Annotated in this window: 13 protein-coding genes; 9 read left to right on the top strand and 4 right to left on the bottom strand. The window is 48.2% G+C overall.

Annotation, left to right across the window (positions count from 1 at the left end):
* Positions 1-53 precede the first annotated feature (53 nt).
* The 5 genes from mrcB (at position 54) to L5L91_RS05945 (ending at position 4801) form a co-directional block, all read left to right on the top strand.
* Positions 54-2372 carry a penicillin-binding protein 1B gene (gene mrcB, locus L5L91_RS05925; protein WP_219251092.1) on the top strand — a complete coding sequence of 773 codons (2319 nt, stop codon included), beginning with the start codon at positions 54-56 and terminating at the stop codon, positions 2370-2372.
* A gap of 159 nt (positions 2373-2531) precedes the next feature.
* Positions 2532-2810, top strand: a complete 279-nt coding sequence (locus L5L91_RS05930) for a peptidylprolyl isomerase (RefSeq protein WP_006084190.1) — start codon at positions 2532-2534, stop codon at positions 2808-2810.
* Positions 2811-2889: 79 nt separating this feature from the next.
* A complete protein-coding gene (locus tag L5L91_RS05935) occupies positions 2890-3285 on the top strand; it encodes a DUF2391 family protein (RefSeq protein ID WP_105250257.1) in 396 nt (131 codons plus the stop codon).
* 159 nt (positions 3286-3444) lie between these two features.
* On the top strand, positions 3445-3675 hold the full coding sequence (locus tag L5L91_RS05940) for a hypothetical protein (protein WP_113939132.1): 231 nt from the start codon (positions 3445-3447) through the stop codon (positions 3673-3675).
* Positions 3676-4099: 424 nt separating this feature from the next.
* Positions 4100-4801, top strand: coding sequence for a DUF3581 domain-containing protein (locus L5L91_RS05945; RefSeq protein WP_131525486.1), 702 nt, complete (start codon positions 4100-4102; stop codon positions 4799-4801).
* An 83-nt stretch (positions 4802-4884) separates the two neighbouring features.
* Here L5L91_RS05945 and L5L91_RS22680 read toward each other — a convergent pair whose 3' ends face one another.
* From L5L91_RS22680 to dsrO, 4 genes are all read right to left on the bottom strand, one after another.
* On the bottom strand, positions 4885-6189 hold the full coding sequence (locus L5L91_RS22680) for a PAS domain-containing methyl-accepting chemotaxis protein (RefSeq protein WP_317630138.1): 1305 nt from the start codon (positions 6187-6189) through the stop codon (positions 4885-4887).
* A gap of 303 nt (positions 6190-6492) precedes the next feature.
* Entirely contained in the window at positions 6493-9600 is a 3108-nt protein-coding gene (locus L5L91_RS05960; RefSeq protein WP_263235889.1) for a tetrathionate reductase subunit A, read from the bottom strand.
* Between the two features lie 35 nt (positions 9601-9635).
* A complete protein-coding gene (gene nrfD / locus L5L91_RS05965) occupies positions 9636-10718 on the bottom strand; it encodes an NrfD/PsrC family molybdoenzyme membrane anchor subunit (RefSeq protein ID WP_263235891.1) in 1083 nt (360 codons plus the stop codon).
* Positions 10708-11490: a sulfate reduction electron transfer complex DsrMKJOP subunit DsrO gene (gene dsrO, locus L5L91_RS05970; protein ID WP_011790755.1), complete on the bottom strand. Its 783-nt coding sequence runs from the start codon at positions 11488-11490 to the stop codon at positions 10708-10710. Before dsrO ends, nrfD begins: the two co-directional genes overlap by 11 nt.
* A gap of 281 nt (positions 11491-11771) precedes the next feature.
* Between dsrO and L5L91_RS05975 the strand changes: the two genes are divergently transcribed.
* From L5L91_RS05975 to L5L91_RS05990, 4 genes are all read left to right on the top strand, one after another.
* On the top strand, positions 11772-13790 hold the full coding sequence (locus tag L5L91_RS05975) for a sensor histidine kinase (RefSeq protein ID WP_263235893.1): 2019 nt from the start codon (positions 11772-11774) through the stop codon (positions 13788-13790).
* On the top strand, positions 13790-14401 hold the full coding sequence (locus tag L5L91_RS05980) for a response regulator transcription factor (RefSeq protein WP_263235895.1): 612 nt from the start codon (positions 13790-13792) through the stop codon (positions 14399-14401). Before L5L91_RS05975 ends, L5L91_RS05980 begins: the two co-directional genes overlap by 1 nt.
* A gap of 358 nt (positions 14402-14759) precedes the next feature.
* Complete coding sequence (locus L5L91_RS05985) at positions 14760-18434, top strand: ATP-binding protein (protein WP_113939125.1); 3675 nt, start codon at positions 14760-14762, stop codon at positions 18432-18434.
* Positions 18434-19087: a hypothetical protein gene (locus L5L91_RS05990; protein WP_006080105.1), complete on the top strand. Its 654-nt coding sequence runs from the start codon at positions 18434-18436 to the stop codon at positions 19085-19087. The genes L5L91_RS05985 and L5L91_RS05990 overlap by 1 nt, the downstream gene beginning before the upstream one ends.
* Positions 19088-19091: the final 4 nt, after the last annotated feature.

The raw sequence follows: 19091 nt of genomic DNA on the forward strand, positions 1-19091 counted from the left end.
ACTTTGATTCGCACCACGTTAGCTTTGTGCCTATGGCTGATGTCTTTAAATGCATGAATGATGAAGTAGATATGACAACTAAGACGACAAAAAAATCACCCGCTTCCCGTCGGGCTAATCATGGCCGCGGTTTATTTCGACGAATTTGGTCTATCAGTTGGAAATTAGGCTTGGCTGGATTAGCTGTAGTGACTTTTTACAGCATTTATCTTGATCAAATTATTGCGCAAAAATTTGAAGGCCAAAAATGGCATTTGCCAGCACAGGTGTTTAGTCGTTCTATGGCGCTGTACCCTGGTGCGGCAGTCAGCCATCCGCAAATGATGGCTGAGCTTAAGTTGCTCGGCTATCGCAAAGTCGCTAACCCGCACCAAGTGGGAGAGTTTTCGGCTTCGAGCACTCGTATTGAATTGTGGCGTCGACCGTTTTTGCATCCAGAAGGCGATCAAGTCGAACAAAGAGTCATGATCAGCTTCGACAGCAATGGCATCAGTTCGGTCACTCGAGTCTCAGACAAGCGTCAACTCGCCATATTCCACCTTGAGCCAGTATTGCTCGACCGCATTATTACTGGCGACGGTGAAGACAGGCTGTTTGTGCCGACCGAAGAAATGCCAAAGTCGATCGTGCAGGCGTTACTGCTGGTGGAAGACCGTAGTTTTTATGAACACCATGGTGTGAATCCATTCGCGATTGCGCGCGCGGCTTTTGTGAACATCAGCGCCGGTCGCACTGTGCAAGGTGGCTCGACGTTAACTCAGCAGTTAGCGAAAAACTTTTTCCTTTCGAGTGAGCGTTCCTTGCTGCGTAAGGTGCGCGAAGCCTTAATGGCGGTCATTATTGATTTTCGTTACAGCAAAGACGAAATCCTCGAAGCGTATCTTAACGAAGTGTATATGGGGCAGGATAAATCCCGCGCCGTCCATGGTATGGGGTTGGCCTCACGTTTCTATTTCGGCCGTCCTATCAGTGAGTTGACTATTTCCCAGCAGGCATTCTTAGTGGCTGCGATTAAGGGACCGTCTTACTACAATCCATGGAAATATCCGGATCGTATTCAAGAACGCCGTGATCTAGTATTGCGTTTACTCATGGATGCGGGGGATTTAACCACGGCTGAGTACAAGGTGGCGGTAGAGTCCCCCTTAGGGATCCGTAATCTCAATAAACCAGCACACCAGAAATTGCCGTCCTTCTTCGCTCTGGTAAAACAGGAAGTGAACGAGCGTTATGGCGATGCGCTATTGAAGCAATCTGGGGTGAAAATCTATACCACGCTCGATCCTATGGCCCAAGAAGCCGCCGAAATTGCGGTGACTCAAACCCTCAAAAGCTTAGATAAGAGCAATAAATCATTGCAGATTGGTATGGTCGTGACCGACAAATACACGGGCGGTATTGCGGCTATGGTCGGCGATAAAACCCCAGGATTTGATGGCTTTAACCGCGCGGTTGAAATTCGTCGTCCTATTGGCTCGTTAATTAAGCCTTTTGTGTATGCTACGGCTCTGGCACCTAATAGCCAATTTACCTTAGCGACACCTCTTAAAGATCAACCTATTACCTTGAAAAGTGAGCAAGGTAAGACATGGTCACCACAAAACTTTGATAAGAAGTTCAGTGGTCAGGTGCCTTTGTTAACGGCATTGAAAAAGTCGATGAACGTACCGACGGTAAATCTTGGAATTGCTGTGGGTGTGGATGCGGTCGCCACAACATTGGCTAAATCGGGTTGGCAGGAGCCGTTAAACGAGTATCCCTCCATGTTACTCGGCGCCGTCAATGGCTCGCCATTAATGGTAGCGCAAGTGTACCAAACCTTAGCTGATAGCGGTGTTTACCGTAAGTTAACCACAGTGACCGCTGTGCTAGATTCTGATAAGAACCCATTGCCAGTGACGCGATTGCCTAAAGAGCAAGCTATAGCTCCTGAGACAGATTTCTTAATTCAATTTGCTATGCAGCAAGTGGTGAATACGGGAACGGCGACACGTTTAGGTAATGCCTTCCCTGGTGTTGGACTTGCGGGTAAGACTGGCACCAGTAACGACAGCCGCGACTCTTGGTTTGCGGGCTTTGATGAGCGTAATGTCGCCGCCATTTGGGTTGGTCGTGACGATAACGGTAAAACCAGCTTGTATGGTAGTAGTGGCGCCATGGCCGTGTATCTTGCCTTCTTAAAGGAACGTCCACCTATTAGTCTGCGCTCAATCCCTGTGAACGGCGTAGTGAAGGGCTTTTTTGACCGAGATACAGGTGTGGCTAAGGAATCCACTTGCAGCAATGTTGATGCGCTTCCGGCATTAGCTGCGACCTATCGTCCTGTGAATAACTGCGGCGACCCTTTGCAGTGGTGGCAGAAAATTTTCTAGGTTAATAGGGTCGATAATGGGCCAATAACGCACTTATGCGTTGGATCTAAAACCTTTTAGTCAGTAGAACCTGTGCCGATGGAAGTGGTGTGATCGAGGACAAACTCGGGGCGCCAATCTTCCCTTTGCACGGGACGTTAATCCAAAGTGAGAAATGACATGTTTAAAACCGCTGCCGCTGTGCATATTTTAGTTAAACACAAAGAACAGGCTGAGGATATTGTTAAGCAGCTGAATAATGGTGCTAATTTTGCTGTGCTCGCTAAGCGTTTTTCCTCTTGCCCCTCGGCCAAAAAAGGTGGCGATTTAGGCGAGTTCAAAAAAGGCCAAATGGTGCCACAGTTCGATAAGGTTGCATTTTCAGGTGAATTACTGGTGCCACATATAGTGAAAACCAAGTTTGGCTGGCATGTGGTTAAAGTGCTGTATCGCACTTAATACCCCAGTAATAAGCGCATCTTCACCGAACGTTATTTTCGACTAATCAAATAGATTGGAAGATTAGGGAGCGATCAGCATGAAATTTAGTTTTAACACCGAAGATGCGAGTCAAGTTTGCGTAGGGGCTTTTGCCCTTGCGGTCCCCGTTGCATTTTCTGAGGAAGCGTGGCATCTCGGTGAGACTTTACCTTTATTGAATATCGGTATGCTTTTTAGTTTATCGCTGCTCTTTCTTGGGGTATTCACCTATCACAGCGTGTTCCAACAGAATATTGCTTCCCGCGTTCCTGTGTTTATTTTTCGTATCGTGGTGGCGTATTTGCTCACAGCCCTCGTGGTTTTCCTCGTGCTGCTTTGCCTCGATAAAGTGCCATTTTTTGAGGATCCACTAACCTCTATAAAACGGATCATAGTGATCACTATGCCAGCCTCTATGGGCGCTATTGTTGTGGATAGTTTTGATAAGGAATGACACTTTTTCGCTAAATCTCATGACTTTTGTCACTGGTTGATTGCGTTTGTCTTGCGCATACTTATTTCCATGTTCTGACTTTGACATTGATTAAGCGTCATAAGCAGATCTAAATGTTGAGCTTGATAACGATAACGCCAATAGATAAAGGAAATGACTATGAACACTGGTGCCCTCGCTTTACTTATCCCAATACTCGCAATTGTTGGTGGATATGTGGTCGCTATAATGAAAATCCGCAACAAACAAGGTGTGTCGACGCGTGAGCAAGTGGCCGAAAACCAAGCTTTTCAGACCGAGTTAGCCATCCTTCGTCAGCGTATCGAAGTGCTAGAGCAGTTAGCCACTGACGATGGTTTTCAGTTAAAGCGTGAATTTAAAAAGGTCTAACGATTTATTCCTTGGCTTATCGGTGGCTAGGCAATACTTACGTTTTAGATGTTATTTGTTCTGACAAGGTATTGCTCGCCAAACGATAAATGATGTTGAGTTATTTTAAATGAGTCACGAGTGATGAAAACGGCCTTATTTAGCTAACATTTCTGCGGCATTATCGGCTGTTATATGTCGCGTCATCACGCCATAAAGGCTCTATCTTGCATAAAATTCCGCCTAATATCTGCAGAATGAACCTGAAACGTCAACAGATCCTGATACCCCTGTCATTTGTTTGGCTTTACAAATGTGGGCAGGGTGTTACTTTGTACGCCTTACGTGGGTCAAGTCATCGGGTGAGTTAAATACCTAATTTAAGGTAAACTCGTGATAATTTTGTTATCCATCCCTGTATTGAGTTATTACAAATAGAGTTTATATGTTTCTAGCGCCTTATTTTTCTAAGCAAAATCAAGCTATTTCCGTTTCAGCACAACAAGCCAGTGACTTCGCGAAGAAAATTGCGCAGGACTTTAATCCTATCCACGATGTGGGGGCAAAACGCTTTTGCGTACCGGGAGATTTACTGTTTGCCCTAGTATTGACTCAATATGGTTTGAGCCAGAGCATGAAGTTTAGCTTTGCGGGTATGGTGGGGGATAGCGTCGAACTGCAATTCCCTGAACAAGTGAGCGAGAGTTTTTCGATTCGCGATAGTCGTGAAAAAACCTATCTTAATGTCAGCCGTCATGGCGATGTGAGTTGCTGCGATGCGCAGACCGAATCCTTTATTCGTCAATATGTTGCTTTCTCTGGGCATAATTTTATCGATATCCTGATCCCTTTGATGAAACAACATCAAGTGATGATCAACCCAGAACGGCCTTTAGTGATTTACGAAAGTATGTCGTTTGACTTAACCACCCTCGATTTTGTGCAAGTGACCTTATCACTCGTTGGCCAAGATTTAAAAATCGATGGTAAACGTGGCGATGTGACATTGCACTTTGAATTACACAGTGGCGACACTTTAGTTGGCACAGGTATCAAAACCTTAGTGATGAGTGGATTACGTGCTTACGATGAGGTTCTTGTACAGCAAATGCGCGCCACCTATGAAGGTCGTAAAACTGATTATTGATTGACGTAAAAGCAATAGGTTGGCGTTTTGTCTTTTAGATAAAGCGCCATGCAATCCTTGATAGCGCGATTAAATGCTAGCAATTAATTGTTATTGACTGATAGCTGCGACACGATTGCTGAGACGTTTTCCGCGCCGCTACGTATTTCTCCCATCACCAATGTTACCTCCGCTAACTGTTGTTTTCCTTCCAGTGCAATACCTTCAACTTCGTTCATCATGCTAGTTGCACTTGTGGTGAGTTGTGTATTTTTAGTGACGACGGCGGCAATCTCACTGGTTGATTTACTGGTTCTGGAAGCAAGCTGCCTTACTTCATCGGCGACAACGGCAAAACCTCGGCCTTGTTCCCCCGCTCGTGCGGCCTCAATTGCGGCATTTAATGCTAGTAAATTAGTTTGATCGGCAATCGAACTAATGGTTGCGACTATCGCTTGAATACTTTGAGATTGTTCATTGAGTTGAGTTATCGCCAAGGTCGCTTTATGGGTTTGCTCGGCAATAGCATTAGAGGTATTTACGGTCGCATTGAGTAAATGTACGCCTTGTTCTGCTTGCTCGACGGTACGTTGTGACGTGGTCAGTGCAATATTGGCGGCTTCACGTACAGCGTGGCTTTGCTCGATCCGTTTGCTGATATCGCTCGCAAATTTAATCACTTTAACCACTTTACCTTGCTCATCCATAATAGGATTGTATGCTGCTTCTAACCAAATCGAATCGCCATAAGCATTTTTACGTTCAAAGAGACCGCTGCTATATCGACCTTGCTTTAGATCGTCCCAAAAGTGTGGATTTTGTCGATAAAACTCATCAAAACAGAAAATACGATGGTGTTTACCAATAATCTGCTCTTTGCTAAAGCCCATTGTCTTTAAGAAGTTAGTATTGGCTTTCAAAATCGTGCCATCGGTAGTGAATTCAATAATGGCTTGCGAGCGATTCAAGGCATTAAAAATGGCCGCTTGGTCGTCAAGTTGGTGCTTATCTTGGGTGATATCAACGGCTGTTTTCATTATTTTAACGACTTTACCTGCCTGTTTTATGGGGAAGTAAGTGGCTCTAAGCCAGATCTCTTGGCCATTTTTATTCACTCGTGCAAAATTGCCTTCCTGTGGATGACCTGCTTTTAGATTGCTCCAAAATTGCTGGTAGGTAGCAGAATTACCATAAGCCGCTGAGCAAAATAGTTTGTGATGTTGGCCTACGACTTCATTAAGTGAATAACCTACCGTTTTTAAAAACAACGTATTAGCATCGAGAATTATCCCATCAGGCGTAAATTCTACTGTGGCAATACTGTGCTTAATCGAGTCGATGATCGACTCCGCCTCTTGGCGTTTACTTTCGCTCACTTCTAGGCTTTTACGTAATGAAGAGTTGAACACTGAGATACTCCTGATGAGTCTAACTGACTCAAAAACTGCAGTTCTTTATTGAAAGCTCGATATTTCGAGCTAGATATACTGATAAATATAGCTGTGATTTTAATATGTGGTTTATTTCTATGAAACGCGTGATCGGGATCTATATACCTAAATTGAGTAAAAAAGATCACTATTCCTCGGTTTATTCACGAATAGGCATAGCTAGAAAGCATTAATGATGCGATTAGGCTTAATCAGATTGAATTAACGCTAAAGAAAAAGCTGCCAAAGGGCAGCTTCTTAAGTGTCATCTATGCTCGGCGGTTAGCTTAGTTTTTCAATCTTAGCTGGTAGCCCTTGTCTGGCCGAAGCGCCACTTGCCCAATCTACCAGCGGGTAGCGGCCGTGGCGACTCGGATCAAACAGATTCAAGTCGTTCATATTGATGCCGACTCGGATCAGCGGATTGGCGGCGATTTTAAGGTTGTCGATCACTACGTCCCGCGCGCCGAGTTCCTTATGACCATAACCGTGTTCGATAGCGATGCAGTCAGGGTGCACTCCGGCAACACATTCTACTAAGGCAATCACGCTGCCGTTGGGCGTGCTGATCTTGACCGTGTCACCTGTGCTGATCCCAAGTCGACTGGCGGTCTTCTCGTTCAGTCGTACTGGATTATTAGGGTGCACTTGGCGCAAACGATCCGAGCCAATACTCATAGAGCTCATGGTGTGGGATTTGTAACTACTGATCAGCAAAGGCCATTGTGATTTATTAAACGCCTTATCGAGCGGGGTGCCATTGGCTAATGCGGGTTGATATAAGCGTGGGCAGCCACTCATAAATTCCCCTGTGAGACTGTTACGGCGACTGCCCACTTCGGGATTCCACAGCATCATAGGTTTTGGCCAAACCTTGGTTGGATTCCCTACTTCATCCCGTGCACCGCTCATATTTTCAAAGCGGCCGCCGCGGGCAAATAAGTAGCTAACTTTTTTGACTTCATCTGGCTTGAGTCTGGCGTTGAGCTCACTTTGGATACGACTCACACCGCTAAGATACATGTCCTCAGCGTTGATATCGGCGATGGCTTTACCCAAATAGGCCACGTTGGCGGCACCATAGAGTGAGTAATCCGCTGCGCGCGTTAACGGATGTAAGCTGCCATCTGCTGCCTTAACGGCATTTTCGCCAAAGCCAGGTAGTTGCAGTTTTATCGCCACTTGGCTCAAGAAAGACTCCATGCACACCACATCACCACTGGCCATCTTTGTGACCCTTGGTTCGACAATCGGCCAGCGACCTGTCGTTTCTTTCGTCAGAGTCCCATGCCAAGAAGGGCTCCAACCCCATGACTCGTAAGTTAATGTGTCGGGCACGATATAATCCGATAGCGCCGATGTTTCGTTAATAAAGCTGTCGATACTGATAAACAGTGGCAGCACTTTGGGATCTTTCAGTTGTTCACCAATGGCTTCACCTAGGCCCGCTTGACCATAAATCGGATTGCCCATGTGGTTAATCCATGCTTTGAGTCGATAGGGATAACCGTGCACCGCCGCCGTTAAATGTTCGCCAAGCAAGGGCGATGAAATCGGAAACCAAGGCTCCTTTGCAGGATAAGGCGATTCGCCCGCTTCGACTTTACGGCGATACTCTGAGGTTTTCTCGTAGGGGAATTTAGATCGCGATAGGAATACGCCCTTAGGCTCGACCATGCCGTCAAACTCCAGCAGATTATACCTTGGGCCTTTACCAAAGGCGGGAAAGGAACCGCCGGAAGCTAATGCGCCACCTTTTAAATTGATATTACCTATCATGGCGTTGAGCATCATGATTGCCCACGCGCTATAAAAACCATTGGCGCTCATTGTGCCGCCGTGGGAGATCACCGCAGCCTTAGTGCCATGGCTGGTAAATTTATCCGCGAGGGCGATAATTTGCGCCTCGCTGATATCGCACTCCTTGGCATAGTGTGCCATCTCGAAGCTCTGCGCCGCTTCACTTAACAGTTGGAAGCTAGATTTAACCGCAATCATCCCCTTAGGTGTGTCGACGTTTTGGTCAACGTCGAGCTTGGCTTTCAGGCTTTGGCTCGCCAAAACTATCTTGCCACTCGCGGCATCGACAACCAACTGCGAGTCTTGCTCGCCGTAGGCTTTGCCGTCGAAAGGTAAGCCAAGATCGCTGGCAAAGAGATATTGGCCATATCTTGGATGGGTAGGTTCGCTGACGATCAAGAAGCCTGCGTTACTAAAACCACGGTAACCTGATGCTTTTGCTGCATCGACATTGGGCGCACTCAAAAAATCGGCGGCGTAGCGCTGATTATCAATAATCCAGCGCAACATGCCCATGGCGAGTGCCGAGTCGGTGGCGGGGCGGATCGGCAGCCAAGTATTGTTACCCGCGCAAGGTTGATTCGAGGTATTGGGTAGCATGGGCGACACCACCACATAACTGAAATTGGTGTTATTCACCCGCGCGTTAGCCAATTGTCTTGCTTGGCGTTTAAAGGGATTGCCCGATTGCTGCGGTGAAGTGCCGATAAATAGTAAAAATTCACTATGGTCCCAATCGGGTTTTAAGTGGGCGTATTTTTTCAAATCATCCAATAAAGCGCCCGCTCCAGCACGGTAGGTAAATCCACAGTAAGCGCCGTGGTTGGCAAAGTTGCGCGTGCCAAAGCTGTTGAAGGTGAAGCGTTTGATAATGGCATCGCGGCCTTCATCTGATGCGTTTGAGACCAGTAACTGGTTGGCCTTAGGGCCGTATTCTGGATTATTGGTATCGAGCGGCGTGGCGATATCACGAATCGCTCTTAAGCCTTCGACTTGGCCCTCACCAAATAAATCACCACCTTCGACGACTTCATTCAGCAATTGCTCAAAGCTAATGCTCTGCCATTGGCCACTGCCGCGCTTACCCACGCGTTTAAGGCATTGGGTAACGCGGTGTGGGCTATCTAATTGTTCTAGCATGGCATTACCGCGGGCGCAGGCGGTGGAACGTCCTTGCAGCCCTTGTTCTTGAAAGGCGCTAAGCCCAACAAAGGCGGTTTTGATAGGCGTATCGAAATCGATATGTTCCCGCGATGACAACGGATGATAAGGATTACCGCTGATACGGATGATTTTATCGGTTTTTTGATCGATACGAGCGCGCACGCCGCATTTGGTCCAGCAACCTAAGCACATAGTATTGGCGATGCGTTGATCGTCATTGCTGATTAACTGGCCTGACTGTAAATCGACTTTGTATTCAGGTGCTAAGGAATTGCCGTGCAGCGGATCTTGGGTTGGTTTTCCTGAGGTACCATTGACGACACCTTTACCTATTTGCGCTAATGTATGGCTATAACCCGCGGCAAATAATCCCACACCACCCGTTACAGCGGCCCCTTTGATAAAACGACGTTTACTCTTATCCATGATGGACTCCTTAATTCTGTAAACTATTTGGGTGCTCAGCGAGCAAGTTTTGCCGCAGGCGTTTGGCGAATAAGTTCGGAGACCAGCGCCATTAATGCTAACCAGAGGCCGAAGGTACCAGCTATTCCTAATAGCCCTTCAGGTCCCCAAGGCAGTTGATAGAGATAAGTCCCCGCGCCGTATTTAGGATCGGTTTGCGCTTGAATTAGCACTATCCAGCGAAATCCCCACGCAAGGTGAATGGCCGTGAGGCTGACGATTAGCATTGCCACATTGGGTAAGTGACGAATGGCGAGCATCAGTGCCAGCACGGCGAGTGTGATTAGCACCCAAATCGCGGCCAGTTGCCAGCTTGGGCTGGTTTCAAGCAATAATGCGGCTTCGGGGGCCGAGCCCTTATCGAATAACGCCCAGCCGATAAGGCATAGGGCGAACAGACCAAAGCTGGCTCTTACCCAGAGTAATAGGCTGTCTTGGGTGCGCTGTTGGTAGCCCTTTAATAGTCGATTCAATACCACCAAAGTGCCGCAGGCGGCGAGCAGGGCGCTCATTGCCATCAAAGGTGGCAGCCAATAGGTATGCCACAGTGGCCGCGCCTTAATGGCCATGGTTTCCATGCCAGTGTAGAGGGCGATACTGCAGGCACTCAGGGCCGTGATCAGTGCGATCGGCTTGATGAATTTGTCACTGTTCCAATCACCGAATCTCAGTAATTGGCCTATTTTATTCACCCAATCTGAGTCTTGATTCGTGGTGCGCTTAGGCAGATATTGACGCAGTAGCAGCCAAGCAAACACTGCGCTGGTGCCCGAGAATACGGGCAGTAAAAAGGCGCCATACCACATCCAAGAATCAGGGCGAACTTGCGCATAAAAATGCCAAGCCCGCAGCGGTTGGTGTAAATCGGCGAGTAAGGCGATAGGAGCGACTATGCCTGCGGTTAACATTAAACAGGCGCAGAGCTTCAGCAATCTGTCATCGGGTTTGGGTTGGCTAAACAAATGTATTGTCGCTACCCATACGCTGGCGTAGGCGAGCCCCATCATAAAAAAGTATTGCACTGCCCAAGGTAGCCAAGTAATAGCGATATCTGGGGTAAAGATTTCTTTAATGACCATGGTGGATCTCCTCGCCAGTATCGGTAAGTAAGGTTCTAACGGGGGCTTGGCCGCTAATCTTGTCCTCAAAAGCGCTGCTCATGCCGATGTAGAACACCCGTGGCGCAGTGTTGGCCGTCGGTTTGAGCACCTTGATATCGGTTTTGTTGGCGGCGAGCAGTTGGCTTATCTGGCTGTTGGGATTATTCAGATCGCCAATCACACGGGCTTCTCCTACGCAGGTTTCGACACAGGCAGGCAGTAATCCTGCATCCAATCTGTGGGCGCAGAAGGTACATTTGTCGGCGGTATTGGTGTCGTGGTTGATAAAGCGCGCATCATAGGGGCAGGCTTGTACACAGTAGCCACAGCCAACACACCATTCATTGTTGACGACCACTATGCCGTCCTTGCGCTGGAAGGTCGCGCCCGTAGGACAAACTGGGATGCAGGGCGGGTTTTCGCAGTGATTACAAAGTCTTGGCAGCATTAAAAACGCAGGCGGAGTGGTATCTTCCTGCTGCGAGACTTCATACTGCTGCACTGTGGTGCGAAATTGCCCGAGGGGTGGTTGATTCTCGATAGTGCAAGCGACGGTACAGGCTTGGCAGCCCACACAGCGGCGCAAGTCAATTACCATACCGTAACGTTTACCCACTTGGCCTTCGCTGGCACTGTGCATTTGAGGGCTGCGCTTATCATCCTGTGCATACACTTGCACGACAGGGATGAGTGCGGCGCCAACACTGACGCTGGCCATTTTGCCGAGAAACTGACGTTTACTCTTGTCCATACAGATTTCCTTCACTACTTGCAGATGGCGAATAAACTGGCTCATAGACCTAGAGTTAAGGTTTATGGCGAGGTTTACAGGCATTCTGTAAAAGGGGAGGCGGCATAACTATAGTGGTTTTCCACATATCGGGTGTGGACTTGATCTAGCGCAACAAATATCCGTTAGAATAGCCTTCAAAATGCTAGGGTTTTATTTTTTGTTACTTGAGTTTGGCCTTTTCTTAGCTTGAGTTGAACTTGATTTTAGTGTGAGTGACTGGGGATAAAGGATTGCACTTCATGTTATTGAGGATGATGAAAACTGTGTTTCGCTTAGCTGTATCGGTCAAGTGGCCGTTATCGATTCTGAGCACTCCACATTCCGTGGCAATACCGAGAAAAAAGCCAAGGAACGCAGTGTTATTCCTATGCTTGCTGGCTTCGGTTAAGGTGTTTGCTGCGGAGCCACTGAATCAAAGTGCGCATTCGGGATTAACTGACCCTGAGGTTGTTGCTCAAGTTGCTATCGAAGAGCCCAGTTATCAAGTGGTCGATGTTGGCGTGTTAGCCATCCGCGGTTATAAGGCAACCATCAACCGCTGGCAACCTTTGATGGGGTGGCTCGAAACTCAAATTCCCAACAGTTACTTTAGGTTACACCCTCTCACCCTCGATGAGCTAGCTAAGGGCGTTGAAACCCAAGGGCTCGATTTTGTGATCACCAACCCAGGGCAATCCGTGTTGCTGGCGCGGCAATATTCCCTCACTTGGTTGGCGACCCTGCGCAGTCCGTTAAATAATGGCGCGGCAATGCAAGTGGGCTCGGCGCTGGTGGTGCGCGCCGATTCACCTTATCACACCTTAAGTGATCTTAAGGGACGTCGACTCGGGATCGTATCGAAAAATGCCTTTGGTGGTTACTTGACCTTAGTGTACGAAGCGCAGCTAAAGGGCATAGATTTGCCTCGCTTTGTGGGAGAGATCATTCCGCTGGGGTTCCCGCTAGATAATTTGTTGTATCAGTTAGATGATCAAAAAAGTGGTGATGATGCGGCGAAAGATAATCGACTGGATGCGGCTGTGGTGCCTGTGTGTCAGCTTGAGCAGATGCAGACGGAAGGTCTTATTAATATCGCCCATTATCGAGTGCTCGATAATCAAGCGCCTGCGGGATTTAATTGCCAAGTATCGACTCACCTTTATCCCAACTGGTCTATGGCAAAGACCAATCGCGCCTCCCAGTCTCTGGCTAAAAGTGTGACTCAAGCTTTGCTAGCGCTGCCTGAAGATCATCTCGCCGCTAAGTCTGCTGATTCTGCGGGCTGGACCACGGCCGTGAGTCAGCTTGCGATCGATCAACTGCTTAAAGATCTCGATATGCATCCTTTGCAGGCACCATGGTGGCAAAGGGCGTGGCAGTGGATCAAGTTACATCAACAATGGGCTTGGCTTGTTTTGGGGATTTTGGTTTTACTCAATGTGTATCATTTTTGGCTTGAATACCGCTTTAGCCGCCGCGGCCGTGAGTTGATTAACACTCAGCGCCAGCTCAATGAAAACCGTGCGTTACTGGAACATGCCCAACGTATTGCTATCGCGGGTGAGCTTGGCGCGAGTCTCTCCCATGAACTCAATCAACCTTTGGCGGCGATTGGCCATTATTGTCATGGCGCCGAAGTGCGATTACAGCGGGGGACGAGCCCTGAGGAGTTGCAATCTGTATTGGCGCTGATCCAGCAGGAAGTCACGCGCGCCGACAATATTATCAGTCGCTTACGTAATTTACTGAAGAAGCGACCTGTGTCGAAACAACCTTTGTATCTGCATGAGTTGGTCAATGATACTGTGCCACTGCTCGCCTATGAGTTTGAACAACATCAGATAAACCTTGCCGTCAATGTAAATGGTGAACCCTATTTACAGTCCCTCGATGAAGTTGGCATGCAGCAGTTGTTGCTTAACTTGCTGAAAAACGCCTTTGACGCCTGCGTTCAGCGGTTAGAGCTTGAATCCAGTGGCACCGAACAGAGCATCACGCAAAAGCCATACACACCCACGATCGATATCGATCTTCGCTATCAAGAATGCACGCTCTTGCTGACAGTCACAGATAATGGCACAGGGTTAACCGAAGAGACCAGTCTGCTGATGCAAGCATTTTATTCCACTAAATCAGAGGGGTTAGGTTTAGGCTTAGTGATTTGCCGTGATATTGCCGAGAGCCATGGTGGTACGTTTAGCCTAGAAAGTGCTATGGGTGGCGGTTGCCAAGCGCAGGTGGCTATACCGCGTAAACCTGAACCTAATGGAGCACAATAATGAGTCTTGCCTTACCTGTGTATTTAATCGATGACGATGACTCAGTGCGTCGTTCTTTGCGTTTTATGCTTGAAAGTTATGGCCTTAAGATCACCGACTTTGATAGCGCCGAAGCCTTTTTTACCACAGTTGACTTAACATTACCGGGTTGTGCGCTAGTCGATGTGCGTATGCCGGGTTTGAGTGGTCAGCAGTTGCATTTTGAATTAGTGGCAAAAAATAGTCCGCTAGCGGTGATTTATCTCACCGGCCATGGCGATGTGCCAATGGCGGTAGATGCGCTTAAATTAGGTGCGGTGGATTTTTTCCAAAAGCCCGCCGATGGCGCTAAGTTAGCCGAAGCGGTTGTCAAAGCGTTGGAACATACCAAGGCGCATCATCAAGACAATCAGTATCTTGAGACTTATCAAGCGCTCACGCCAAGGGAGCGGGAAATACTCAACCTGATTGCCCAAGGACTGAAGAACCAAGAGATCGCCGATAGTCTCTGTATTGCCATGCGCACGGTTGAGATCCACCGTGCCAATTTGATGAAAGGCATGCAAGTGGGATCGCTGGCGGAAATGATGCTGATCTACAGCCGGATCGCCGAACGCCTGCGTCTCGAATAAATCCGCTGGAATTTACCTTTTATCGCGCTAATTGCCGCTTTGTTAGCCGCCTATTTTGGCTAAGTTGTCGTATCATTGGCCGTTTGATTTGAGCCTAGCTATAGGGTTATGTTTTTGCTGAGTAATGGGCTGAGATGTGAGCCAAGGCATTAGTGCATCGCCGCTTAATTGCCAATACACTGTGATTGCCTTATTTTAGGGGCACTATTTTTAGGCCACGATTTTTAACATCACTTTTTTAAAGTGTTTATTTACAGTGACGATTTTAACGTCAGTGGCCCTCTTGGATTGTTTTCTCTTATTTGTGTAGAAGCTTCTGCAGCTTAGATAAGACTCTCCTTTTTGCATAAGGAATGAAATGGCAAGCTTGATTCGTATTGTGCTGATTGATACGCACCTTCCGGGCGTGGTGGAACTCGCCCTCAATGGTCATACCAACATTTGTGGTACTAACGCCTCGGGTAAAACGACATTACAACGTCTAGTCCCTGTTTTTTATGGCGAATACCCAAGCCGAGTGGTGCCTTCGACCCGCGACAGTTTCGAGCGTTGGTATTTGCCACACGATTCAAGCTACATCATTTACGAATATCAAAAGGCCGATGGCTTACTGTATCAAGCCGTGTTGGCCTCGGCGGGCGATGGTAAGGGCGTTAACTATCGCTTTATCGCCAAAGGTTTTGAGCTAAGCGATTATATTAAATCGCAAAATGGCGACACTATTCTGTGCCACACCATGGCGGAATTAGGCCGTGATTTAAAACGTGCCGGCATCGCCACCACTAATTTGCTTAATACCCGTGAATATCGCGCCATTATTCAAAACGATCGCACCCTATTAAGCACGGGCAGCAACCGCAGTGAACTACGCGGTTATGCACGCCAATTTGCCCTGTGTGAGGGCGAGCATTCGCTGCGCCACATAGAAAAACTCGCCAAAGCGGTGCACTCCAAAGAAGGCAAGATGGAGACGGTCAAATCCATGATCGCCGCCATTTTAGAGGAGGACGGGGTTAATCCGCCCAGCTCACGCTTAAACCCGCAGCGCGTTGAGGCGTGGATCCGTGAGAGCCAACTTATCCAAGGCTTTGAAGTTATTCGTCCTGAGTTTGAAAAACTCGAACAAGAATTTAACCAACTACTTAGCGCCGAACTGCGTTTATCGAGTTTATCCCGTGGTTATCGCAACGATGAAACCTTAGAAGCCGATCGTCAAGATATTCAGCAAACCTTATCTAAAGAACTGAATTTAAAGCTAAGATTGCTCGATGATGAATGGAAAGAGCAGCGCGATGAGCTCAATCTCGATTTATCGGCAGCTAAGGGCGATGTGGCAAAGTGCGAGTATGAGCTCGATGCCATTGAAGATCAGCATGCTGCCTTTTTAGATGCGAACATAGAGCAAGCCAAGGCCGATCTTGAGATGCTGCCGAACTGGCGCACCGATGTTGAAAACCTAAGTGAACGCCATAAGCTGCAAACCGAGAAGCACCAAGACATTGAGGCGGCCTACAATGCTCGTCGCAGTAAGATTGGCGAGCAGTTAAACCGCGAGCTTGAAGGTTTGCATGCCGACCAAGACAAGCAGCGTGAAGCCCGCGATAAACAACGTGAAGTGGCGCGCACCGATATTGACGCCCTAGAGCTGCAATGGCGCAACCAAATGGATGCGGGCAAGGCTAGCTTTAGCGAGCAGGAATACCAATTCAAACTCACTGCCGCCGAGCTTAAATTGCGTGTCGATGGTGTGACTTACACCGAAGAAGAAAAGCTAAGTCTAGCGATTTTCGACGAACGTATTCACCGCGCCGACGAAGAACAAGAAAGCTGCAATGCCAAGGTTGAACGCTTAAGCAGCGATGAACGCAAGCTCAGAGCCAAACGTGACCAAGCCAACGAAGCCTTGCGTATCGCCACCTTAAGGGTGAACGAGCGTCAAACTGCGTTGGATGAACTGCACCACATGCTGTTCCCGCAATCCCACACCCTATTGGAGTTTCTGCGTAAAGAATCCCAAGGCTGGGAGCAAAGTTTAGGGAAAGTGATCGCACCTGAACTACTGCATCGCACTGATTTACATCCAAGCTTAGTGACTGAATCGAGCGAAGCATTCTTTGGCGTACATTTAGATCTTAAAGCGATCGATGTGCCTGAATATGCCGCCTCCGAACAAGAGCTGCGTATTCGGTTAAGCAAAGCCGAAGAAGCCCACACTAGTGCCCAAGAAATGCAGGCCGAGGCCGAATCTCAGCTGGTGGCCATTAATGGCGAGTTGGATAATCTCAGCCGTGAACTGACCTTTGCCCGCACGGCGTACAAAAATAGCCGTGACGATCTGCGTCGCCTATTTGATGAAAAGCGCAGCGAGCAAGAGAAAATCAACAAAGCATTGAGCGAGCGCAAAGCCCATGCGGGACAAAGACTGACTCAACTCGATGGTGAGCTAAAACAACTTAAACATCAGCACGAACTCTGGCTCGAAGATCAAAAAGAGCAAGCGCTAGAAGCGCGCATGGAAAAGAATGCCTATTGGCAGGAAGTCATCGGCGCGCTCGACAACCAACTCGGCCAAATTAAAGCGACCATTGAAGGACGCCGCGAAAGTGCCAAAATCGAGCAGAAAGCCTGTGAGACTTGGTACAAAAACGAGCTTAAATCCCGCGGTGTGGATGAGGATAATATCCTCAAACTCAAGCAACAAATTCGTGATTTAGAAACTAAAATTAGCCGCGCCGAGCAGCGTCGCAGCGACGTACTGCGCTTCGACGATTGGTATCAGCACACTTGGCTTGCGCGCAAACCTAAACTGCAAACTCAGCTTAGCGATGTGAAGCGCGCGGTATCGGAAATCGATCAACAGCTTAAGGCGAAAACTCAGGATGTTAAGACTCGCCGTCAACAACTTGAAACCGAGCGTAAAGCGTCCGATGCGGCGCAGGTTGAAGCTTCTGAAAACTTAACGAAGTTACGTGCCGTAATGCGTAAACTCGCCGAGCTTAAGTTACCGACCAATAACGAAGAAGCCCAAGGCAGCCTAGGCGAGCGTCTGCGCCAAGGTGAAGATTTGCTGCTGAAACGCGATTACCTGATGGGTTCGGTGAAGCAATATGTGGAGCATTTTGACTCAGTGATCGCCAGCAAGTCAGGTTCTGGCCTTGCGGAAACCTGGGAGCGTGCCCGCGAAGAATCGAGCTTTATCAACGATAAAGGTATTCGTCTGCTGGATTACCGTAAGTTAGTGCCACAGCTTGAGCAATTGCTGAACGTGATCGTGCCGCAATCGATTACTGCGCTGCGTGAGCAAGGACGGATTTTTGGTGTCGACTTAACCGCTTTCTACGATGTGTTAGCCGATATCGACCGCCGCATTGCCTCCCAAAGTGCGCGTATTACCCGCGAAGTGGGCGAAGAGTTATTCCTCGATGGCGTGTCTGAATCGGCTGTACGTATTCGTTCGCGCATCAGCGAGTTAGAGTTCTGGCCTGAGCTTGAACAGTTCGTCAAAGCCTTTAAACATTGGAAAGCCGATGGTTTTAATGGCTTGCCCGATGAGGATTACACCAACAGCATGCGCCGCGCCTTAGACATTATCGGCCGTGCCGCATTAACGGGGGGAATCTCTAAGTTACTGGAAATCGAGCTGCGCCTTAAAGAAGGTAACAGTGACTTAATTATCCGCACCGACAGACAGCTTAACGAATCCTCAAGTCACGGTATGGCGTATCTGATTTTGTGTAAGTTCTTGTTGGCATTCACGCGCTTGCTGCGTGGACGCGCCGATGTGACCATTCACTGGCCAATTGATGAGTTGGGCACTTTGCACCATACCAACGTGAAGAAGATTTTCGACGCCTGCGAAAACAACAATATTTGTGTGCTGGGCGCCTTCCCGAACCCTGAGTCTGAGGTGCTGAACTTGTTCGCCAACCGTTACATTATCAACAAACAAACTAAGAAGTTGCAGGTGGTAAAACCTAAGGTCAACCCAATAGCAGACATGTTGAACAAGCGTTTGTCGAAGGAGGCCATCTAATGAGTGATGCAACCCAAACCGTATTAGTTGGCACTGGCGCTTTGATTGAGCTGTTACTCAAGGGCGAGTTTATTTGCCGCACCACCAATGAAGAAGGCTGGCGCGCCCTTAAAAATAGCAGCACCCGCGAGCGGGTTGAAGCCTACTTAAACCAGATCAACCGTACCGTGGCGTCTGCCGCCGAAGGTGATGTGTTCTTCTGCGGTTATTTGCAGCTCGGCGATAGCGAGCGCAAAGTGATTTCATCGCAGTTTAAAGATATCTGTCAGGCATTGATCCCGCTGGTGGAATGGTTGGTATTAGTGCAAGAAGCCAGTGGCCAAGATGCGCCGCTGAGCGAAGGTGCGCCCGTGCGTTTAACCGAGCTGCAAAGCCGTATCGAAGACACGCCTGCGTTCCGTGAGCAGTTAGCCAAACTCAGCCAATATCGTCTATTTGGCTCGACTAGTACCAACAGCGATGCGCAAATCAAATTAGTCTTCAAACGCTTAGTCGAACTCGGCTATTTAGTGCGCCCCAATGCGGAGAAGCAAATCTATATCGCCACGGGCAAGCTGGATTATTTGTATGAAGTCATTCGGTTTATCGACGAAACTGAAGGTTTAAGCCTAGAAGCGCAGGCGGAAACAGCGACCCAGCGGGACTTAATCTAATGTT

This window comes from Shewanella sp. SM55 (assembly GCF_025654025.1).
GTDB classification, from domain to species: domain Bacteria; phylum Pseudomonadota; class Gammaproteobacteria; order Enterobacterales; family Shewanellaceae; genus Shewanella; species Shewanella oncorhynchi.